Source organism: Brevundimonas sp. KH_025 (genome assembly GCF_057839885.1).
Genome location: NZ_CM174501.1, coordinates 714,397 through 734,749 on the forward strand (window position 1 = coordinate 714,397; position 20,353 = coordinate 734,749).

19 protein-coding genes and 1 tRNA gene are annotated in these 20,353 nt (G+C 66.1%); 16 read left to right on the plus strand and 4 right to left on the minus strand.

Annotated elements, in window-relative coordinates; genetic code table 11:
- From AC3IS2_RS03625 to AC3IS2_RS03655, 7 genes are all read left to right on the plus strand, one after another.
- Complete coding sequence (locus AC3IS2_RS03625; protein ID WP_489199309.1) at window positions 1-576, plus strand: hypothetical protein; 576 nt, start codon at window positions 1-3, stop codon at window positions 574-576.
- A 239-nt stretch (window positions 577-815) separates the two neighbouring features.
- Entirely contained in the window at window positions 816-1,658 is an 843-nt protein-coding gene (locus AC3IS2_RS03630; protein ID WP_489199310.1) for a hypothetical protein, read from the plus strand.
- Between the two features lie 96 nt (window positions 1,659-1,754).
- Entirely contained in the window at window positions 1,755-2,618 is an 864-nt protein-coding gene (locus AC3IS2_RS03635) for a hypothetical protein (RefSeq protein WP_489199311.1), read from the plus strand.
- Window positions 2,619-2,697: 79 nt separating this feature from the next.
- Entirely contained in the window at window positions 2,698-3,459 is a 762-nt protein-coding gene (locus tag AC3IS2_RS03640) for a hypothetical protein (protein WP_489199312.1), read from the plus strand.
- A 172-nt stretch (window positions 3,460-3,631) separates the two neighbouring features.
- Window positions 3,632-4,480 (plus strand): fimbrial biogenesis chaperone, encoded by an 849-nt coding sequence (locus AC3IS2_RS03645; protein WP_489199313.1) that lies wholly within the window; start codon window positions 3,632-3,634, stop codon window positions 4,478-4,480.
- 38 nt (window positions 4,481-4,518) lie between these two features.
- A complete protein-coding gene (locus AC3IS2_RS03650) occupies window positions 4,519-7,050 on the plus strand; it encodes a fimbria/pilus outer membrane usher protein (protein ID WP_489199314.1) in 2,532 nt (843 codons plus the stop codon).
- A 5-nt stretch (window positions 7,051-7,055) separates the two neighbouring features.
- Window positions 7,056-7,967, plus strand: coding sequence for a hypothetical protein (locus AC3IS2_RS03655; RefSeq protein WP_489199315.1), 912 nt, complete (start codon window positions 7,056-7,058; stop codon window positions 7,965-7,967).
- A gap of 77 nt (window positions 7,968-8,044) precedes the next feature.
- Here AC3IS2_RS03655 and AC3IS2_RS03660 read toward each other — a convergent pair whose 3' ends face one another.
- Window positions 8,045-8,476: a hypothetical protein gene (locus AC3IS2_RS03660; protein WP_489199316.1), complete on the minus strand. Its 432-nt coding sequence runs from the start codon at window positions 8,474-8,476 to the stop codon at window positions 8,045-8,047.
- Window positions 8,477-8,701: 225 nt separating this feature from the next.
- Entirely contained in the window at window positions 8,702-10,045 is a 1,344-nt protein-coding gene (locus tag AC3IS2_RS03665) for an MFS transporter (RefSeq protein WP_489199317.1), read from the minus strand.
- 190 nt (window positions 10,046-10,235) lie between these two features.
- Between AC3IS2_RS03665 and cyoA the strand changes: the two genes are divergently transcribed.
- The 7 genes from cyoA (at window position 10,236) to AC3IS2_RS03700 (ending at window position 17,165) form a co-directional block, all read left to right on the plus strand.
- The gene (gene cyoA, locus AC3IS2_RS03670) at window positions 10,236-11,465 is read left to right on the plus strand and encodes a ubiquinol oxidase subunit II (RefSeq protein WP_489199318.1); all 1,230 of its coding nucleotides are present in this window, start codon (window positions 10,236-10,238) and stop codon (window positions 11,463-11,465) included.
- 13 nt (window positions 11,466-11,478) lie between these two features.
- Complete coding sequence (cyoB, locus tag AC3IS2_RS03675; protein WP_489199319.1) at window positions 11,479-13,488, plus strand: cytochrome o ubiquinol oxidase subunit I; 2,010 nt, start codon at window positions 11,479-11,481, stop codon at window positions 13,486-13,488.
- 4 nt (window positions 13,489-13,492) lie between these two features.
- Window positions 13,493-14,137 (plus strand): cytochrome o ubiquinol oxidase subunit III, encoded by a 645-nt coding sequence (gene cyoC, locus AC3IS2_RS03680; protein WP_312146223.1) that lies wholly within the window; start codon window positions 13,493-13,495, stop codon window positions 14,135-14,137.
- Window positions 14,134-14,523 (plus strand): cytochrome o ubiquinol oxidase subunit IV, encoded by a 390-nt coding sequence (cyoD, locus tag AC3IS2_RS03685; RefSeq protein ID WP_489199320.1) that lies wholly within the window; start codon window positions 14,134-14,136, stop codon window positions 14,521-14,523. The genes cyoC and cyoD overlap by 4 nt, the downstream gene beginning before the upstream one ends.
- Window positions 14,524-14,590: 67 nt before the next feature.
- Window positions 14,591-15,304: an SURF1 family protein gene (locus AC3IS2_RS03690; protein WP_489199321.1), complete on the plus strand. Its 714-nt coding sequence runs from the start codon at window positions 14,591-14,593 to the stop codon at window positions 15,302-15,304.
- 2 nt (window positions 15,305-15,306) lie between these two features.
- Window positions 15,307-16,623: an ATP-binding protein gene (locus tag AC3IS2_RS03695; protein ID WP_489199322.1), complete on the plus strand. Its 1,317-nt coding sequence runs from the start codon at window positions 15,307-15,309 to the stop codon at window positions 16,621-16,623.
- Window positions 16,620-17,165: a response regulator transcription factor gene (locus tag AC3IS2_RS03700; RefSeq protein WP_489199323.1), complete on the plus strand. Its 546-nt coding sequence runs from the start codon at window positions 16,620-16,622 to the stop codon at window positions 17,163-17,165. Before AC3IS2_RS03695 ends, AC3IS2_RS03700 begins: the two co-directional genes overlap by 4 nt.
- 12 nt (window positions 17,166-17,177) lie before the next feature.
- On the opposite strand, the gene AC3IS2_RS03705 is transcribed toward AC3IS2_RS03700, so the two are convergent.
- Together AC3IS2_RS03705 and AC3IS2_RS03710 are read right to left on the minus strand one after the other, a co-directional pair.
- Window positions 17,178-18,119: a DUF808 domain-containing protein gene (locus AC3IS2_RS03705; RefSeq protein WP_489199324.1), complete on the minus strand. Its 942-nt coding sequence runs from the start codon at window positions 18,117-18,119 to the stop codon at window positions 17,178-17,180.
- A 159-nt stretch (window positions 18,120-18,278) separates the two neighbouring features.
- Window positions 18,279-18,354, minus strand: a tRNA-Lys gene (locus AC3IS2_RS03710).
- A 195-nt stretch (window positions 18,355-18,549) separates the two neighbouring features.
- On the opposite strand from AC3IS2_RS03710, the gene AC3IS2_RS03715 reads away from it, so the two are divergent.
- Window positions 18,550-19,959 (plus strand): amino acid permease, encoded by a 1,410-nt coding sequence (locus AC3IS2_RS03715; protein WP_489199325.1) that lies wholly within the window; start codon window positions 18,550-18,552, stop codon window positions 19,957-19,959.
- Window positions 19,959-20,312, plus strand: a complete 354-nt coding sequence (locus AC3IS2_RS03720) for an Hpt domain-containing protein (RefSeq protein ID WP_489199326.1) — start codon at window positions 19,959-19,961, stop codon at window positions 20,310-20,312. The genes AC3IS2_RS03715 and AC3IS2_RS03720 overlap by 1 nt, the downstream gene beginning before the upstream one ends.
- Window positions 20,313-20,353: the final 41 nt, after the last annotated feature.

Consider the following 20,353-nt stretch of genomic DNA (forward strand, 5'->3'; position numbering starts at 1 on the left):
ATGCGTCCGACAGCGCGTATCAGCCGAGTGCTGGCGCTGGTTCTGGCTGTCGCCACGGTCTCGGCTGCTTCGGCCGCGACGGCCCACGACCGGGACGATGATGACGACGACGATCATCATGAAATGACGACCCGTCTGGAGGTCGTGCTCAACGGCCGTATCGCGCCCGTCTGCAAGTTGTCGGGCGGCGGCGACATTGATTTCGGCGTCCTTGACGGCAATGAACAGGCCGACGCCAGCTTTGGCCTGGGCTGCAACGTGCCCTTCGATCTGAGTTTCCAGTCGACGCGGGGCGGACTGGCGCACGCCACCAAGCCTCGGGGCGAGGGACCCTTCGCCGGAACGCTCGGCTACACGCTGAATGTCGCGGTGCCGACGCTGAGCCCAGGGCCGGGCCTGATGAGCGGCTCCTTCACCAGTCGCGATCTGATGGGGCGCAAGACCCTGAGCAGCGGCGAGGGCGTGGCGGCCGGCGGCGGGCGGATACAAATCCGCACCCAGGCCCCGAGTGGAGCGGGTCTGCTGGCGGGCGAGTATTCCGAAACCCTGACCGTCACTGTCGCGCCGCGAGTCTAGATTTGACTGCGATGGATCGCATGGTTGTGGCTCTGGTGAAGTAAAATTTATCCAGTTCGCAGATATTTTTGAGTGAAAAGAATTCCACGTTCAGGTGAATTTGGAAATCGTATTGCAGAACGCGGTTCTTTTCTCTTGACGTTGTGTTTTTGTAAACTGTAAGCTTTTCCGCAGATCGAGAAGCGATTGTCTTCATCTCGGTCGAACATTTTTCCAGAAACTTGCTTGGAGATAACGCAATGAAGATCGCTTCGCTTTTTGCTGGGGTTGCTGTCCTGGCCCTGTCCGCCGCCGCCGCTCAGGCCGACGACGTCTATCACGCCTCTGCAACGGCCGGCATTGTTGCTGGGCCTTGGGTGAATGTTCCCGGCGCCCCCGGCAACGGCAATGTCCGGTTGAACGCCGGCGGCACGATCAATGAGGCCTATGAGCAGGCCGGAATGCCGGCGGGTATCGGCAAGTCGGTTCTGAAGGGCATGAGCCCGCTGGTGATGAACAATGCCAACACCAACGTCTCGATGATCGAGATCCAGGGGCATTCGGAAGCCAATAACGGCCAGGCCTCCAACACGGCCGGTGCGACCTTCACCCTGAAGGGCAACGTCACCAAGGACTGCGCCTACTACACGGGCAACGCCTCGACGACGGTCGATTTCGGCACCATCGGCATCTACGCCTCGGACAACACCGGCCCGGCGGCCGCCTTCGACATGACGGCTCCGGCCACCGTGTCGATCGACACCAACCTGGCGGGCTGCAACACCTCGAACACCGTGACGGTGTCGAAGAGCAACGCCAACGGCCTGATCAACAACGAAGGCGTCGGCTTCGACTCCAACGTCTTCCAGGCCAACCTGCCTTACACGGTCAAGGGCACCTACACCGCCGGCGCCGTCGGTTCGACCGCCGCCGGCACGTCCAGCGCCTGGATCGACATTAGCGACAGCGCCCAGGGCGACACCGCCACGCACGGCGCCTGGAAGTCGGCCATGTCGCTGGACGTGGTCATCCCGGTTCCCTCGAAGTCGCTGCTGGCCGGCAACTATCAGGGCGACCTGAGCGTCTCGATCACCGCGTTCTAAACCGATGCTGAGGCGACACGCGGGAGAGGTTCCCTCCCGCGTGCCGCCGCTCGTGCCAGGCAGGTCATTTTTGCTCCACCAGTTGAGGTGAATTTCATGAAGTCCCCCATTCTTCTCGTTGGTGTCGCCGTTCTGGCGCTTGCTGCCGGCGCCGCCAACGCCCAGTCGAACGGCAATCCCGGCAACGGCAATAACGGAAATGGCGGCTCGAACGGCAATGCGGGCGGCGGCAATCCGAACAACGGCAACAACGGGAACGGCGGTTCGAACGGCAACGCCGGTGGCAATGGCAACGGCGGCAACCCGAACAACGGCAACAACGGGAATGGCGGCTCGAACGGCAACGCTGGCGGCAACAATGGCGGGGCCAACCCCTCCGGTCCGGATCTGCCGATCTTTACAGTGACGGTCACTGGCAATGGCGGCAACAACGGCACGGCCTCCAACACGGCCGGCGCGACCTTCACGCTGAAGGGCAACGTCACCAAGGACTGCGCCTACTACACGGGCAACGCCTCGACGACGGTCGATTTCGGCACCATCGGCATCTACGCCTCGGACAACACCGGCCCGGCGGCCGCCTTCGACATGACGGCTCCGGCCACCGTGTCGATCGACACCAACCTGGCGGGCTGCAACACCTCGAACACCGTGACGGTGTCGAAGAGCAACGCCAACGGCCTGATCAACAACGAAGGCGTCGGCTTCGACTCCAACGTCTTCCAGGCCAACCTGCCTTACACGGTCAAGGGCACCTACACCGCCGGCGCCGTCGGTTCGACCGTCGCCGGCACGTCCAGCGCCTGGATCGACATTAGCGACAGCGCCCAGGGCGACACCGCCACGCACGGCGCCTGGAAGTCGGCCATGTCGCTGGACGTGGTCATCCCGGTTCCCTCGAAGTCGCTGCTGGCCGGCAACTATCAGGGCGACCTGAGCGTCTCGATCACCGCGTTCTAAAAACACGCGTGACAACGCGGGCGGCGGGGCTTCGGCCTCGCCGTTCGTTTCTTAAGTCTATGAAATAACGGAAACTATCATGAAAATCGCATCGCTTCTGGCCGGCGTCGCCGTCGTCGCCCTGTCCGCCACCGCCGCCTCGGCCGGTCCGAACATCTATCAGGGCTCGGTGACCAACCACCTGTATCCGTGGGTCGGCGGTCCTAACACGAACAACACTACGGCTGTCGCCCTGGCGGATATCGCCAACAACTGGTTCGGTCTGAGCAACACCTCGCTGATCGTGATCTCGGGCGGCGCGGCCAACAACAACGGCACGGCCTCCAACACGGCCGGTGCGACCTTCACCCTGAAGGGCAACGTCACCAAGGACTGCGCCTACTACACGGGCAACGCCTCGACGACGGTCGATTTCGGCACCATCGGCATCTACGCCTCGGACAACACCGGCCCGGCGGCCGCCTTCGACATGACGGCTCCGGCCACCGTGTCGATCGACACCAACCTGGCGGGCTGCAACACCTCGAACACCGTGACGGTGTCGAAGAGCAACGCCAACGGCCTGATCAACAACGAAGGCGTCGGCTTCGACTCCAACGTCTTCCAGGCCAACCTGCCTTACACGGTCAAGGGCACCTACACCGCCGGCGCCGTCGGTTCGACCGCCGCCGGCACGTCCAGCGCCTGGATCGACATTAGCGACAGCGCCCAGGGCGACACCGCCACGCACGGCGCCTGGAAGTCGGCCATGTCGCTGGACGTGGTCATCCCGGTTCCCTCGAAGTCGCTGCTGGCCGGCAACTATCAGGGCGACCTGAGCGTCTCGATCACCGCGTTCTAAGAACACGTGTGACACCGCGGGCGGCGGGGCTTCGGCCTCGCCGCCTGTTTGTCTTTCAGTGACCATTGGTCTGCTATCTTGGCCGAGCCTGCGGCTGGCGCGATCCTTGCGAGGACTCCGGCGCCGATCAGGCGATGAATTCAGGGCCATGCACGGCTCGGGGGAGAAGTTGATGTTTCGACGGGGGCGTGTTCGCCTGGCCCGGTTCCGCTGGGTCGGCGCTGTGCTGGGACTGATCGCAGGTCTGATCGCCATGACGGCGGCCTGGGCCATGCGCGTCTCGCCGATGGTGTCGGAACTGACGACGACGGGCGCCGGATCGGCCGCCCGGATCGAGGTCGGCAATGTCGGCTCGGTCGCCCTGCCGTTTGAAACCAAGATCACCCGCATGGAGGTCGACGCCGACGGCAATGTCGTAGAGACCCCCGCGGACGAGGATTTCCTGGTCTTCCCGCCACAAGGCCTGGTGCCCGTCGGCGGCCGTCAGGTGGTGCGGGTTCAATGGGTGGGCGAGCCGCGCCTTGAAGCCTCGCAGGCCTATTATCTGTGGGTCCGGCAGCTGCCGGTCGTCACCGACCCGACCAAGAGCGAAACCGGCGGCGCCGTGTCCGTTTCGGTTCTCTACACCATGAAGGCGCTGATCGTGGTCGCCCCTCCGGGCGCTGAACCCAAGGTCGAGCTGGTGTCGGTCAAGCCGGCCATGATCACCCCGCCGGCGCCGGAGGTGGATCTGTCGCTGACCGGCGGCGAGGCCTTGCCGCCGCCCCCGGCCGAACCGGGCGTGGAAGTCGTCGTGTCCAACACCGGCAAGCGCTACGCCCTGATGAGCGGCGCGACCTGGGTCCTGGAAGGCACCGACACGGCCGGCCAGCCGTTCAGCCGTCAGTTCACCAGCGATGAAATCTCCAAGACGGTCGGGGTCGGCTATCTGGCGCCCGCCGGCGGCCGCCGCACCTTCCGCCTGCCGACCGGGACCGCGCTGGATCCGGCCAAGCCTCTGACCCTGCGGTTCGCCCGGTGAGGGGCTGGGCGACAGGGGCGTCGAGCATCGCCCTGATCATGGCTGTGACGGCGACGCCCGCAGGCGTCGCCAGCGCTGGCGTGGCGACGACGGATATCGACCAGGAGGTGGCGCCCGCCGCCGTTTTGACAACGGCCGAGCCGGCAGGGCAGGCGGCGCCGGCGCCGCGCCCGAATATCAATCCCTACGACCGCGACATCGCCATGACGGTGCCGCTGAACTTCAACCGTCGCGTGCTGGGCGAACTGCCCGTGCTTCTGACGCGCGACGACCGCTTCATCGTCGACAGCGCCGGCTTCATCGCCCTGATCAAACCGCTGCTGACGCCCGAGGCGCAGGCGGAGCTGGCAGCCAGACTGCAGGGCGTGGAGTCTTTCGCGCCGGAGGAGATCAACACCACCGGCATTCAGCTCGACTACGACCCCGAGCAACTGGCGGTTCTGGTGCTGCGCATCGACCCGACGAAGCGGACCGTTGAATCCCTGTTCCAGGGCGGTCGGCCGGAAGAAGCGGGCGTCGCGCCTGAGGACTTCACCGCCTACCTCAACACCAACCTGTCCGTCACACGGCGTCAGGCGACCGGCGACATCGCCGCCCCCAGCGTCTTCCTGAACGGCGCCGTGCGTTACAAGAGCCTGGTGTTCGAGGCCGATGTTCAGGGGCGCGAGGACCTGTTCAGCGGCGAGTACGAGGTCGAGCGCCGCTATGCGCGGTTCGTCTATGATCAGCCGGGCGAGTATCGGCGCTGGTATCTGGGCGATCTCGATCCCGAAACGCGCGGCCGCCAAGGCTATGCCGAAATGGGCGGCGTCGGCGTCTCGCGCCAGCGCCAGAGGTTCGAGTCCTTCCGCAACAACATCCTGTCCGGCGGCCGCCAACTGGTGCTGCAGGAGGCCTCGACCGTGCGCGTCCTGCGCAACGGCGTCTTTGTGCGCGAATTCCGTCTCGATCCGGGACAGTACGACCTCTCCAACCTGCCGCTGGAGACGGGGTCGAACGATATCCAGCTGGAGATCCAGAACGATTCCGGGCGCCGTCAGGCGGTTTCCTACAGCGCCTATCTCGACAGCATTGAGCTGGAGCCGGGCGACTATGAATACGGCGCCTATCTGGGCGTCACCAACGCGGGGATCTTCGGATCGCCCGACTATTCGGGCGGCGAGATCGCCTTCACGGGGTTCTGGCGCAAGGCCTTCGAGAACCGGCCGGCGGTCGGGATCGGCTTCCAGGCCTCGGCGGATGTCCAGAACCTGTCGGGCCAGTCCCAGCTGATCCTCAAGAACGGCGCCCGTGCGCGCCTGGATGCTTCGGTCAGCAACGCCGACCGCGGCATGGGCTATGCCTACGCCCTGAGCTACGACCACATTCTGGATCTGGGCGAGACCTACGACAGCTGGACGGTCGTCGCCGACTATACGTCCGCGGACTTCGCGACCCTGGGCAATCCCTTCGGGGACAATCCGACGTCGTGGATCTTCACAGGCGCCTATTCGCACCAGTTCAGCGAGGACTGGCTCGCCAACATCAGCGCCTCGTATCGGGTCAGCCGCAGCGCGGTCCTGGACGACGCCTATAGCGTCACCGCCACCACCACCTACCGCTTCACCCCTCAGTGGAGCGTCCAGCTGGGGGCTGAACTGACCGACTTCGGGAGCAGCTTCGGATCGCGCGGCGACGCCCTGGGCGCTACGGTCGCCCTGATCTGGCAGCCGCGCTACGACCGGCGCGCAGAGGCTCGCTACAGCTCCGCGCGCAACAACGGCAGCGTGCGGTATCAGCAGTCGTCCGAGAACCGCGCGGGATCGTTGGGTTATTCGCTGGCGTCCACCTATGACGACGGACCCAGCACGCTGTCGGGTCAGGTCGACTATATCGCCAACCGTTTCGACGCCAGCCTGACCCACGCCGCCTTTGGGCGCGACTTCAGCAGCGTCACCGACGAACAGGTGACGACGCTGCGGGTGGGGACCTCGATCGCCACGACCGGGCGCAAGGTCGCGATCGGGCGGAACATCTACGACAGCTTCGCCATCGTCCATCCGCACGAGACCCTGGGCGACCATCCGGTCATCGTCGGCGACAACTTCCAGGGCGGCCGCTTCAACGCCCGCAGCGGTCTGCTGGGCCCGGCGCTGTCCAATGTTCTCAGCTCTTACGTCAACCAGTCGGTTCGCTACGACGTGATGGACGCCCCGCTCGGCTACGACATCGGCGACGGCGTCCTGCGGGTGCGCCCGACCTACAAGAGCGGCTACGCTATCGAGGTCGGCAGCGCCGCCTTCGTCAGCGCGCTGGGTCGTATGCACGGGAACGGCGGCAAGCCTCTGGCCCTGGTTTCAGGGCGGGTGCGCCCTGTGGATCAGCCCGACGCCCAGCCCGAATTGTTCTTCACCAACTCGGTGGGGCGGTTCGCGATCCAGAAGCTGGAGCCGGGCAAACGCTATCGCGTGGAGCTTTTCACCGATCCGGCGGTGAGCTTCGAATTTACGGTGCCTGCCGACAACCAGGGTCTGCTGAACCTCGAGACGGTCACGGTGCCGGTCGACGTCACGGATGAACAGGAAGGATGAAAGCCATGAGCTCTCCCCTCGCTCTGAAGGCCACGATGGCTGTCGCAGCGGCGACCGCAGCGGCGCTGACGCTGGGCGTCGGCCAGGCCAGCGCGGCCTGCACCCTGTCGATCGAACCGGCTCAGGACCAATGGGTCGTGCGCTACAATCCCTATGAGGATGACGCGGTGCAGCAGCGATACGATGTCGCCGTCGTCAATACGGGCACGACCGATTGCGTCGGCTCCATGCGGGTTGATCTGCACGGCGAGACCTACGGGATGCGGCAGGCCGGCGGCCAGGAGCGCGTCGCCTATGCCTTGATCGACGAGCGCAGCGGCGCGGACGTGACGCCGCGCTCCGGCCAGGGGCCGCGACGGTTCGGCGCCCAGCCGGTGCGTCTGGCGCCCGGCGAGCGCGGCCTGATCCGGTTCGCCCTGGCGGCGGCGCCGGAAGGCGACCTGGCGCGCGGCTTCTATTCCCAGACGGCCTATCTCTCGGTCCTGGCGTCAGACGGCGAGCCGATGGCCGAGCGCCCCGTCACCCTGGGCGTGGAGATCGCCGCCTCGGCTGTCATGGGGCTGAAGGGCGAGTTCCGGCGGTCGCAAGGAACGGCGACCATCGACCTGGGCGAGCTTTCGTCGGGACGGCGCGATCTGAACACCTCCCTCTATGTAAAGAGCACGGGCGGCTACCGCGTGTCGGTCAGTTCGGCCAATCGCGGGAGGCTTCGTCTCGCCAACTCGAATTGGTACGTCGACTATCGTCTGGCGCTGGGTCGCGAGAACATGGATCTGGCGCAGGTCGATACGCTGGACGTGGTTTCGCGTCGGGCGCGCAATGACAGCTATCCGCTGGCCGTCAGCATCGGCGATGTGGCGGGCAAGCGCGCCGGCGCCTATCGCGATACCCTGACCTTTACGGTCGCGGCCCTCTAGGTCGATGCCAGGTTGAAACGAAGACGCCCCGCAGGATCTGCGGGGCGTTTTCATTTCCGGATCGGATGTTGGGGGGATCAGATCGGCTGGATCGTCAGCGCCAGGATCAGCGGTTGCTCCAGCGCCACTTCGTCGAAGCGGTAGTCGACCGAGCGAATGGTCGCCATGCTCGAACGGCGCAGTTCCTGAATGCCGGTCCGGGACAGGTCCAGCGAACGATCGCCGTAAACGATCCGGGCTCTTTCAGTAATCGTCAGGGGCCGATACTGAGCCGAGACGGTGAAGCCGCCGGGGCTGTTGCAGGCCTCCACGACCGAACCCATGCGGCCGGTTTCAGCCATGACGGTTCCGGCGGGGCGAACCCAGCAGGCCACCGGCACGGTGGCGCGCAGATGGTAGCTGTATCCCGCCGTCGGGCCGGCGGAGGCGACTTGCGGCGCCAGAACGGCGGTCAGGCCCGCGGCGATCGCCAGAAACGTACGGCGTTTTGCCGAATTCAGCTTGGTCATGACGTCCTCATCACCCTTGATTTCAACATCACGATACTTGGCGGCTCTTAACTTCACGCGATCAGACAGGCTTAGCGGGCGCTTAAGTCCCATCGTAAACCGTCGCTAACCTTGTTGACCTGGGAGCGCCCGGACACGGCTGTGGTCGGGGGCTGGAACGCATGAAAAAGGGGGCGCGATCCGGATCGCGCCCCCTTTAAGATGGAGTAGCCCGTTTGGGTGGCGTCAGGTCTTGGCGCCGGCGCGGCCCCGTCCCAGTTCGCGGTTCAGCCACAGGGCCAGCAGGGTGCAGATCGCCCCCGACAGCAGATAGCCGCCGCCCGCCACCAGGCCGAACCTGCCCGACAGGGCCAGGGCGGCCAGCGGGGCGAAGCCCGCGCCGAACAGCCAGGCCAGGTCCGAGGTCAGGGCCGAAGCAGTGTAGCGGTTTCTCAGGCTGAAGCTGGAGGCGATCGAGCCCGAGGCCTGGCCGAACGACAGGCCCAGCAGGACGAAGCCCAGGATCATGTAGGCCAACTCGCCCGCCGGGCCGCCGTCCAGCATCTGCGGCGCGAAGCCCGAGAAGGCGGCGATGCCGGCGGCGGTGACGGCCAGCAGGGCGCGGCGGCCGTAGCGGTCGGCCAGCCAGCCCGAGGCCAGGATGGCGGCCAGGCCGAAGACGGCGCCGACCAGTTCGATCATCAGGAAGCGGCTGGGCGCCTCTTCGGTGTAGAGGAAGACCCAGGACAGCGGGAAGACCGTCACCATGTGGAACATGGCGAAGCTGGCCAGGGGGGCGAAGGCGCCGATGACGATGCCGCCGCCTTCTTCGCGCACGGCCTTGGTCACGGGGGCAGGGTGCAACTCCAGCGTCTCGAACGCGGCCTGGAAGGCGGGCGTCACCACGATGCGCAGACGGGCGAACAGGGCCACCACGTTGATGGCGAAGGCCACGAAGAAGGGATAGCGCCAGCCCCAGTCGAGGAAGTCGGCGGCCGACAGCTTGCTGAGGAAGTAGGCGAACAGGGCGCTGGCCACGATCAGGCCGAAGGGCGCGCCCAGTTGCGGCGCCATGGCGTACCAGCCGCGACGGTTCTCAGGCGCGCTGACGGCCAGCAGCGAGGCCATGCCGTCCCAGGCGCCGCCCAGGGCCACGCCCTGACCGATGCGCAGTACGATCAGCATGACCGCCGCCCAGTGTCCGACCTGATCATAGCTGGGCAGGAAGCCGAGGCAGACGGTGGACAGGCCCAGCAGGAAGAGGGCGATGGTCAGCTTGGTCCCGCGTCCGAAGCGCCGGTCGATGGCGATGAACAGGGCCGTGCCGAACGGCCGGGCGATGAAGGCCACGGCGAAGACGGCGAAGGACAGCAGGGTTCCGCCCAACGGTCCCGCATAGGGGAAGACCAACTGCGGGAAGACCACGACCGAGGCGATCGCATAGACGAAGAAGTCGAAGAACTCGGACGTGCGGCCGATGATCACGCCGATCGCGATTTCTCCGGCGTCGATTTTGCCGTGTCGCGCGTTGATCTGGCTGGCGTCCCGCTCGAGGGGCTCTGAAGAAGGCGCGCCGCTGGTGGCGTTCATGACCGATGACGTTCCCTGGACCCGGGCGCGACACGCGCGCCTACACGGTAAGAATGGCGAAAGCCGTCATTTGCTCCCGATCGCCAGCGCCGGGGATAGGACGGATTGTCCAATGTCCCCCCTCGACGGGCGGCGGTACGGGCGGCGCACAATGACCGTGCCAGAGCCTTCTTTCCGGACAGGAACCGCCGTGCGCCGCCTGCGACCTCTATTGCTGTTGCCCTTCCTGGCCCTGATGTCGGGCTGTGAAGCCGTTGTTCTGTCGCCTGCGGGCGACATCGCTGTGCAGCAGCGCGACTTGCTGGTCATGTCGGTGGTGCTGATGCTGATCATCGTCATTCCGGTGATGGCGATGATCGTCTTCTTCGCCTGGAAGTACCGGGAATCGAACAAGGAAGCCCGCTACGAGCCGGACTGGGATCACTCGACCCATCTGGAGCTGGTGATCTGGGCGGCGCCGCTGCTGATCATCATCTGCCTGGGCGCCATCACCTGGTCGGGCACCCACCTGCTGGACCCCTATCGCTCGCTGGACCGGGTCAACAAGGGCCAGGCCGTCGCCGCCGGGGTTGAGCCGCTGCAGGTCAACGTCGTCGCCCTCGACTGGAAATGGCTGTTCATCTACCCCGAGTACGGCATCGCCACGGTCAATGAACTGGCCGCGCCGGTGGACCGGCCGATCCGCTTCCACATCACGTCGTCGGGCGTGATGAACTCCTTCTACGTCCCCGCCCTGGCTGGCCAGATCTACGCCATGCCGGGCATGGAGACCAAGCTGCACGCCGTCATCAACCGTCCAGGCGAGTACGTCGGCTTCTCGGCCAACTATTCCGGCGACGGCTTCTCGAACATGCGTTTCGCCTTCCACGGCCTGGATCAGGCGGGCTTTGACCAGTGGGTCGCCGGCGTGCGCGCCGACAGCAAGAGCCTGGACCGCGAGACCTATCTGGAGCTGGAGAAACCCAGCGAGAAGGTGCCCGTCCTTCACTACGCCTCGGTCGATCAGGGCCTGTTCGACGCCGTGCTGAACATGTGCGTCGAGCCGGGCAAGATGTGCATGGGCGAGATGATGGCCATCGACAAGAAGGGCGGCCTGGGTCTGACCGCCGTCCACGCCACCTGGCCTCTGGTCCACGACAAGTACGCCCGTCGCGGCGAGGCCGTCCTCGGCTCAGGCGAATCCTACGTCATGGCGATCTGCACCCCGCTGGAGGCCGAGAAGGCCGCCGTGGACGCGGGCCGTCGCCGTCAGGAGTTGGCCGTGCAGATGGCCCGCTCGGCCCCGACTGAACAGATCATGGGCAGGGGGCTGACCCGCCCCGGTCAGGCGTCCCGCACCGAAGTCGCCGCCGCCGGATGGCCCTTCGCCCCTCGCATTCCTGCGCCGACCGCGGCCGACGCATCCGCGTCGCAATCCTGAGCGCCCGAACGACATGTCTATTGATCACATCGCATCCATGATCTTCGGCCGGCTGGACTGGAACGCCCTGCCGTTCCACGAGCCTATCCTGGTGGCCACCTTCGCCGTCGTCGTGCTCGGCGGTCTGGCGACCCTGGGCCTGATCGCCCGCTACAAGCTGTGGGGCTACCTCTGGACCGAGTGGTTCACGACGGTCGACCACAAGAAGATCGGCATCATGTACATGATCCTGGGGATCGTCATGCTGCTGCGCGGCTTCGCCGACGCCGTCATGATGCGCCTGCAACAGGCCATGGCCTTCGGCGGCGCCGAGGGCTACCTGAACGCCCACCACTATGATCAGATCTTCACCGCCCACGGCGTGATCATGATCTTCTTCGTGGCCATGCCGCTGATCACCGGCCTGATGAACTATCTGGTGCCGTTGCAGATCGGGGCGCGGGACGTCTCCTTCCCCTTCCTGAACAACTTCAGCTTCTGGATGACGACGGCGGGCGCGGTGCTGGTCATGGCCTCGCTGTTCATCGGCGAGTTCGCGCGCACCGGCTGGCTGGCCTATCCGCCGCTGTCGGGCATCGGCTACAGTCCCGGCGTCGGCGTCGACTATTACATATGGTCGCTGCAGATCGCGGGGGTGGGGACCACCCTGTCCGGCATCAACCTGATCGCGACCATCGTGAAGATGCGCGCGCCGGGCATGGGCCTGATGAAGATGCCGGTCTTCACCTGGACCTCGCTGTGCGCCAACATCCTGATCGTGGCGTCCTTCCCGGTGCTGACGGCGGTTCTGGCCCTGCTGACGGCGGACCGTTACATCGGCACCAACTTCTTCACGAACGACTTCGGCGGCAACCCGATGATGTACGTGAACCTGATCTGGATCTGGGGCCACCCCGAGGTCTACATCCTGGTGCTGCCGCTGTTCGGCGTCTTCTCCGAAGTCACCTCGACCTTCTCGGGCAAGAAGCTCTTTGGCTATACGTCCATGGTTTATGCGACGGTGGTCATCACCATCCTGTCCTACCTGGTGTGGCTGCACCACTTCTTCACCATGGGCTCGGGCGCATCCGTGAACTCCTTCTTCGGGATCACGACGATGATCATCTCGATCCCGACCGGGGCGAAGTTGTTCAACTGGCTGTTCACCATGTACCGCGGCCGCATCCGCTTCGAGCTGCCGATGATGTGGACGGTCGCCTTCATGCTGACCTTCGTGGTCGGCGGCATGACCGGGGTCATGCTGGCGGTGCCGCCGGCCGACTTCGTCCTGCACAACTCGCTGTTCCTGATCGCCCACTTCCACAACGTCATCATCGCCGGCGTGCTGTTCGGCCTGTTCGCGGCCATCAACTTCTGGTGGCCCAAGGCCTTCGGCTTCAAGCTGGACAAGACCTGGGGTCTGGTCAGCTTCTGGTGCTGGGTGGTCGGCTTCTGGGTCGCCTTCGCCCCGCTCTATGTGCTGGGCTTCATGGGCGTGACGCGGCGGATGCGGGTCTTTGACGATCCGTCCTACCAGATCTGGTTCATCATCGCGGCGGTCGGCGTCGGCATCATCGCCGTCGGCATCCTGGCCATGCTGATCCAGTTCGCCGTCAGCATCATCAACCGCGACAAGCTGCGCGACGAGACGGGCGACCCCTGGCACGGCCGCACCCTGGAGTGGGCCACGTCCTCGCCGCCGCCTGACTACAACTTCGCCAAGACGCCGATCATCCATGACAGCGACGCCTGGTGGGACATGAAGGCGCGCGGCTATGAGCGTCCGACCGACGGCTATCAGGCCATCCACATGCCCTCGAACACGGGCGCAGGGGTCATCCTGGCCGGTCTGTCGACGGTCATGGGCTTCGCCCTGATCTGGTACATGTGGTGGCTGGCGGCGCTGAGCTTCTTCGCCCTGATCGCCTACGCCATCTTCCACACCTTCAACTACAAGCGCGACTACTACATCCCGGCCGAGACGGTGCAGGCGACCGAGGACGCGCACACCAAGGCCCTGGCGGCCGCAGCGGCGAAGGGGTGATCCGATGAGCCACGCAGCTTCCCTGAACCCTGACTACGTCGACGAGGCCGGGCGGCCGATCTACCACCCGGTCGAGGAGCCGCATCACCCGGAAGGCCACAGCACCATGCTGGGCTTCTGGATGTATCTGATGAGCGACTGCCTCATCTTCGCGATGCTGTTCGCCGTCTATGCGGTGATCGGCGCCAACTACGCCGCCGGCCCTGCGCCCAAGGACCTGTTCGACCTGCCGCTGGTGGCGCTGAACACGTCGATGCTGCTGCTGTCGTCGATCACCTACGGCTTCGCCATGCTGGCCATGGTCAAGAACCGCACCGCCCAGATGCAGATCTGGCTGGCGATCACCGGCGTCTTCGGCCTCTGCTTCCTGGGGATCGAGCTCTATGAGTTCGCCCACATGATCCACCTGGGCGCCACGCCCCAGCGCAGCGGCTTCCTGTCGGCCTTCTTCGTTCTGGTCGGCACCCACGGCCTGCACGTCACCTTCGGCTGCATCTGGCTGGTCACGCTGATGATCCAGGTCTGGCAGAAGGGTCTGATCCCGGCCAACAAGCGCCGGCTGATGTGCCTCAGCCTGTTCTGGCACTTCCTGGACGTCATCTGGATCGGCGTCTTCACCTTCGTCTATCTGTTCGGGATGCTGCGATGAGCGCCGAGGCCCACAAAGACCAAGCGGTCGGACACCATGACGATCACGCGCATGGCGACGACCATGACCACGGCTCGTTCAAGACCTACATGATCGGCTTCCTGCTGTCGGTCGTGCTGACGGCGATCCCGTTCTGGCTGGTCATGACCGGCGCCCTGCCGGCGGCGGCGACGGGCCTGATCATCACGGCCTTCGCCGTGGTGCAGATCATCGTGCACATGGTCTTCTTCCTGCACATGAACCACAAGTCCGAGGGCGGGTGGAACATGCTGGCGCTGATCTTCACCATCGTCGTGGTGGTGATCGCCGTCGCGGGTTCGGTCTGGGTGATGTATCACCTGAACGTCAACATGATGCCCACCCACGACATGCAGACCATGGGCTGAGCCTGACGGCCAGCCGGGGAGAAGCGCCATAGAGCCGTCGTCGCGACCCGCCCGGCCGCCGCGCAGCATGACCGCCCTGATCCTGGGCGCGGTCATGTTCGCCGTCCTGTTCGCGGGCTTCTCGGCGCTGGGCGTCTGGCAGGTGCAGCGGCTGGCCTGGAAGCAGGAACTGGTCCGTCAGGTCGACGCCCGCATCCACGCCGCGCCCGTCGCCGCGCCGGCGCCCGATCAGGTCGTCACGCGGCAGGCTGATCAGTATCGTCGGGTCGTCGTCAGCGGCCGCTTCGATCATCAGCGCGAGGCCTTGGTGAAGGCGGTGACGGACCTCGGTCCCGGCTATTGGGTGCTGACCCCTCTGGTCACAGACCGCGGCTTCACCGTCCTGATCAACCGCGGCTTCGTCCCTTCCGAGCGCCAGAAGCCGGCGGATCGGGCCGCCGGTCAGGTCGAGGGGCCAGTGACCGTCGTCGGCCTGCTGCGCCTGACCGAACCCGACGGCGGTTTCCTGCGCGCCAACGACCCGGCGGGCGACCGCTGGTTCTCGCGCGACGTGGCGGGGATCGCCAGGGCGAGGGGCGTGGCCGGGCCGGTCGCCTCCTACTTCATCGACGCCGACGCTGCGCCCAATCCCGGCGGCTGGCCGCGCGGCGGACTGACCGTGGTGCGCTTCGCCAACAGTCATCTGATCTACGCCCTGACCTGGTTCGGTCTGGCGCTGATGTCGGCGGCGGGCTTCGTCCTGTTCGCCCGCGAGGAAAAGCGGCGGAGGGCGGCGCGGTGAATGTGATCGAGTTCGCGCGCAGTCTGCTGGGTCTGGACGACCGCGCCGAGGCGCTGGTGTCGCCGGGCGCGGCCGGACGACGCAACATGCTGCTGCTGATCCAGTTGCGCTGGCTGGCGGTGATCGGCCAGGTCGTGACCATCGCGGTGGTCCACTGGGGGCTGAAGATCCCCCTGCCGCTGGGGATGCTGCTGCTGGCTCCGACCGGGCTGGCGCTGATGAACCTGGCTAGCGCCCCTGTCGCCCTGCGGCGTCAGAGCGTTACCGATCCGGAACTGCTGCTGGCCCTTTTCGTCGACGTGGCCGCCCTGACCTGGCTGTTGTTCTTCAGCGGCGGGGCCGGCAATCCCTTCGTCGCCCTCTATCTGATGCAGATCGTGCTGGCGGCGGTGCTGCTGCGCCCGCCCTACGCCTGGGGCTTCGTGCTCGTCACGAGCGCCTGCCTGGCCTGGCTGGCGGTCTGGCACCAGCCGCTGTTGCTGCCGCCGGACACCGACGCCCACATGGGGCTGATCCAGGCCGGGGCTTTGGTCAACTTCATCCTGATCGCCGTCCTGCTGGTCGCCTTCGTCACCCGCACGACCCAGAACGTGCGGGCGCGCGACGCCTATCTGGCCGAGGCCCGCCAGCAAGCGGCGGAGCAGGATCACATCGTTCGCATGGGTCTGCTGGCCTCCGGCGCCGCGCATGAGCTGGGTACGCCGCTGGCCTCGTTGTCGGTCATTCTCAGCGACTGGAAGCGGATGCCGGAACTGACCGCCAACGCCGACCTGACGTCCGACATCGCCGAGATGCAGGCCGAGGTCGAACGTTGCAAGACCATCGTCACCGGCATCCTGATGTCGGCCGGCGAGGCGCGGGGCGAGGCGCCGACCATCACCACCCTGGGCGGTTTCCTGTCCGAGATCGTGGCCGATTGGCGCGAGAAGTCGAGCGACGCCATGAACGTCACCTTGTCCGGACCGACGCCGCGCGATCCGCGCATCATCGCCGACCCGGCCCTGAAGCAGGTCTTCAGCGCCCTGCTGGACAACGCCCATGAGGCTGGGGCCGAGCGCATGGTCATCGCCGCCGCGCTGGACGATGACACGCTGTCGGTCGAGTTCAACGACGACGGGCCGGGCTTCGCGCCCGAAATCCTCGAACGCCTAGGCCAGCCCTATCAGTCGACCAAGGGCCGGGCAGGGGCGGGGCTGGGCCTCTTCCTGCTGGTCAATGTGATGCGCAAGCTGGGCGGCGGCGTCGTCGCCGCCAAACGACGCGACGGCGGCGCCTGCGTCCGTCTGACTTTGCCTCTGGAGGCTTTGGCTCCGAAATGACCCAACCGACCGACGCCCCTCGCCAGCTGCTGATCGTCGAGGATGACGAGGCCTTCGCCAAGACCCTGCGCAAGTCGTTCGAGCGGCGCGGATATGAGGTGGTCTCGGCCCGCAGCCACGAGCAACTGGTCGAACTGCTGGCCATCCATCACCCCCAATACGCCGTGGTGGACCTGAAGCTGGGCGCGGCCTCGGGTCTGACCTGCGTCCAGACGCTGCACGCCTTTGATCCCGAGCTGAACATCGTCGTCCTGACCGGCTTCGCCAGCATCGCCACGGCGGTCGAGGCCATCAAGCTGGGCGCCCGTCACTATCTGGCCAAGCCGGCCGGGACGGACGAGATCGAGGCCGCCTTCGCTCGCCAGGAGGGCGATCCCGACGCTGCGCTGAGCGCCCGTCCGACCTCGATCAAGACGCTGGAGTGGGAACGCATCCACGAGGTCCTGGCCGAGACGAACTTCAACATCTCCGAAACCGCCCGCCGCCTGGGCATGCATCGCCGCACCCTGGCCCGTAAGCTGGAGAAGCGTCAGGTCACATGACGGCCGCAGGTCTTAGTGCGCGCCGCGTCCGATGAGCCGCATGACCTGATGCAGCAGAACGGCGAGAACCCCGCCGACGATCAGGCCCAGCAGGGCCGACAGCAGGGCGGTGGTCGTCCAGCCGACGGCGCCGCCTAGAGGGCCGAACAGAGCGCCGACCGCATGGGCCAGATGCTCGACGGGTTCCGCGGGCCAGGCCAGCCCCAGCGTGTGCGAGCCGTGCAGCAGGATGCCGCCGCCGACCCAGAGCATGGCCACGGTGCCGATGACGGACAGGGACGAGAAGATGCCCGGCATGGCCTTGACCAGACCGCGCCCGATGGCCCGGCTGGACTTCGAGGGGCGCTCGGCCATGTGCAGACCGATGTCATCCAGCTTCACCAGCAGGCCGACCGCGCCATAGACCACCACGGTCATGGCCAGGCCGACCACGATCAACACGCCCGCCTGGGTCGCCAGCGGCGCATCGGCGACGTCGGCCAGGGCGATGGTCATGATCTCGGCCGACAGGATCAGGTCGGTGCGCACGGCGCCGGAAATGGTCGCCGCTTCCAGATGGGCCGGGTCGTCGCTCACGGGCGTTTCCTCCGCCGCATGGCCGCCGAACATCTCCATCACCTTCTCCGCCCCCTCGAAACAGAGGTAAGCGCCGCCGCACATCAGCAGCGGCGTGATGGCCCAGGGCGCGAAGGCGGTCAGCAGGAGGGCGACGGGAAGGATCAGCAACAGCTTGTTGCGGATGGAGCCTACGGCGATCTTGCCGATGATCGGCAGCTCGCGGCTGGGCGATAGGCCGGTGACGTATTTCGGCGTCACGGCCGCGTCGTCCACGACCACGCCGGCGGCCTTGCTCGCGGCCTTGCTCGACGCGGCGCCGACGTCGTCGATGGATGCGGCCGCCAGCTTGGCGATCCCCGCGACGTCGTCGATCAGGGCCATAAGTCCAGAGGGCATGGGAGCACCGGCAAGAAGGGGAGGGAAGCGTTTCCTTTTCCTGCCCGCGACGACGCGTCTTGGAAAGAGGCTAAGCTTAAGGCTTCACGCGCGAGGCAAGGCGATGACGCGCCGAACTTCCCTGGAAGGGAAAAAACTTGCTAGAAAATGAAGAGACGATGGTGGGTGATCACAGGTTCGAACTGTGGACCCGCTGATTAAGAGTCAGCTGCTCTACCAACTGAGCTAATCACCCGTACCGTCGTCTGCGCCCTTGGTGTGGCGCCGGTTCTTCGTGGCGACCCGCTGGGTTGCCCGAAGGGCCGTCCTATTACTCAGGATGCCGGAGGCGCGCAAGGGCTGATTTACGGTATTTCTAAAAGTTTCGAGCGCGCGTTAATGTCGCGCCCGGAATCAGCCGCCGACAGACGCGGCAAATGAGGAAATGAAGATGGCGTTCTGGAACCGTCGGCGCTCGATCGATGCGATGCTGGCCCCGCACGAAGGGCCGGCGCTGAAGAAGACGCTCAGCTGGCCGCACCTTATGGCGCTGGGCGTCGGCGCCATCGTCGGCACCGGCATTCTGACCCTGATCGGGGTCGGCGCCGGCCTGGCCGGTCCGGCGGTGCTGATCAGCTTCGGTCTGGCGGGACTGGTCTGCGCCTGCGCGGCCCTGGCCTATGCCGAGCTGTCGACGATCATGCCGGCCTCGGGCAGCGCCTACACCTATTCCTATGCGGTGCTCGGCGAGATCTTCGCCTGGGTCGTGGGGTGGAGCCTGATCCTGGAATACTCGCTGGTCGTCTCGGCTGTGGCCGTGGGCTGGTCCGGCTACGCCATTCCTTTCCTGAGCGGGATGGGCATCGACCTGCCGCTGGCCCTGACGGTCGGCCCGCACGTCGAGGGCGGCCTGATCAACCTGCCCGCCGTCTTCATCATCGCCGTGGTGACGGGCCTGCTGCTGATGGGCACCAAGGAGAGCGCCACGCTGAACGCCGTGCTGGTGCTGGTGAAGATCGCGGCCCTGATCGCCTTCGTGGCCATCGCCCTGCCGAACTTCGACGCCGCCAACTTCACGCCCTTCATGCCGCACGGTTTCGGCGCCCCCTTCGTCCAGACGGGCGTCATGGCGGCGGCGGCCATCATCTTCTTCGCCTTCTACGGCTTTGACGCCATCGCCACGGCGGCCGAGGAGACCAAGAAGCCCGAGCGCGATCTGGCCATCGGCATCGTCGGCTCGATGGTGGTCTGCACCATCCTCTATATCGCCGTCGCCGCCGCTGCGATCGGCGCCGCCCCGGTCGCCAGCTTCGCCGACAGCCCCGAACCCCTGGCCCTGATCATGCGCGGCCTGGGTCAAGGCGTGGCCGCCCAGTGGATCGCGGCGGCCGCCGTGGTCGCTCTGCCGACGGTGCTGCTGGCCTTCCTGTTCGGCCAGAGCCGAATCTTCCTGGGCATGGCCCGCGACGGCCTGCTGCCCAACCGTCTGGCCAAGATCTCGACGCGCGGCGTGCCCGCTGTGGTGACGATCTTCACCGCCATCGTCGTGGCCATCCTGGCGGGCATCATGCGTCTGGACGAACTGGCCTCGTTGGCCAACGCCGGCACCCTGATGGCCTTCATGGCCGTGGGCGTCAGCCTGATCGTGCTGCGGGTGCGCGAACCGAACCGCGAGCGCAAGTTCAAGGCGCCCCTGTGGTGGCTGGTCGGCGGGATCGCCATCATCGGCTGCATCACCTTCTTCTTCAGCCTGAAGGCCTCGACCCAGTTCTACTTCCTGCTGTGGAACCTGTTCGGCCTGGCCATCTATCTGCTGTGGTCGTCGCGGAACGCGCGTCTGGCAAAGACGCCGGAGGCCTGATGGCGGCGCGTGATCTGACGGGGGCGGTGGACTTCACCGTCCTCGAGACCATGACCGGCGGCATGGACGACATCACCGAGGAGGTGCTGGGCCTTTTCGTCCAGCAGGCCGCCCTGTGGTCGTCCCTGCTGGATGCTTCGTCCGAGGGGTGGCGCGACGCCGTGCATACGATCCGCGGAGCCAGCGCGGGGATCGGCGCGCGCGACCTGGCGACGGTCTGCGCCGAGGTCGAGCACGGCGAACCGGCGTCGGCCCCTGTGGGCCTGGAGCGGGTCAGGACGGCGCTGGACGCGGCCCTGGCCGACGTCGCCGCCTACCGCCATGAGCTGATGCTGAGAAGCCTGAAGGGCTGATCGGCTTTCCTCCCCATTCCATGGGGAGGTGACGCGTCGCG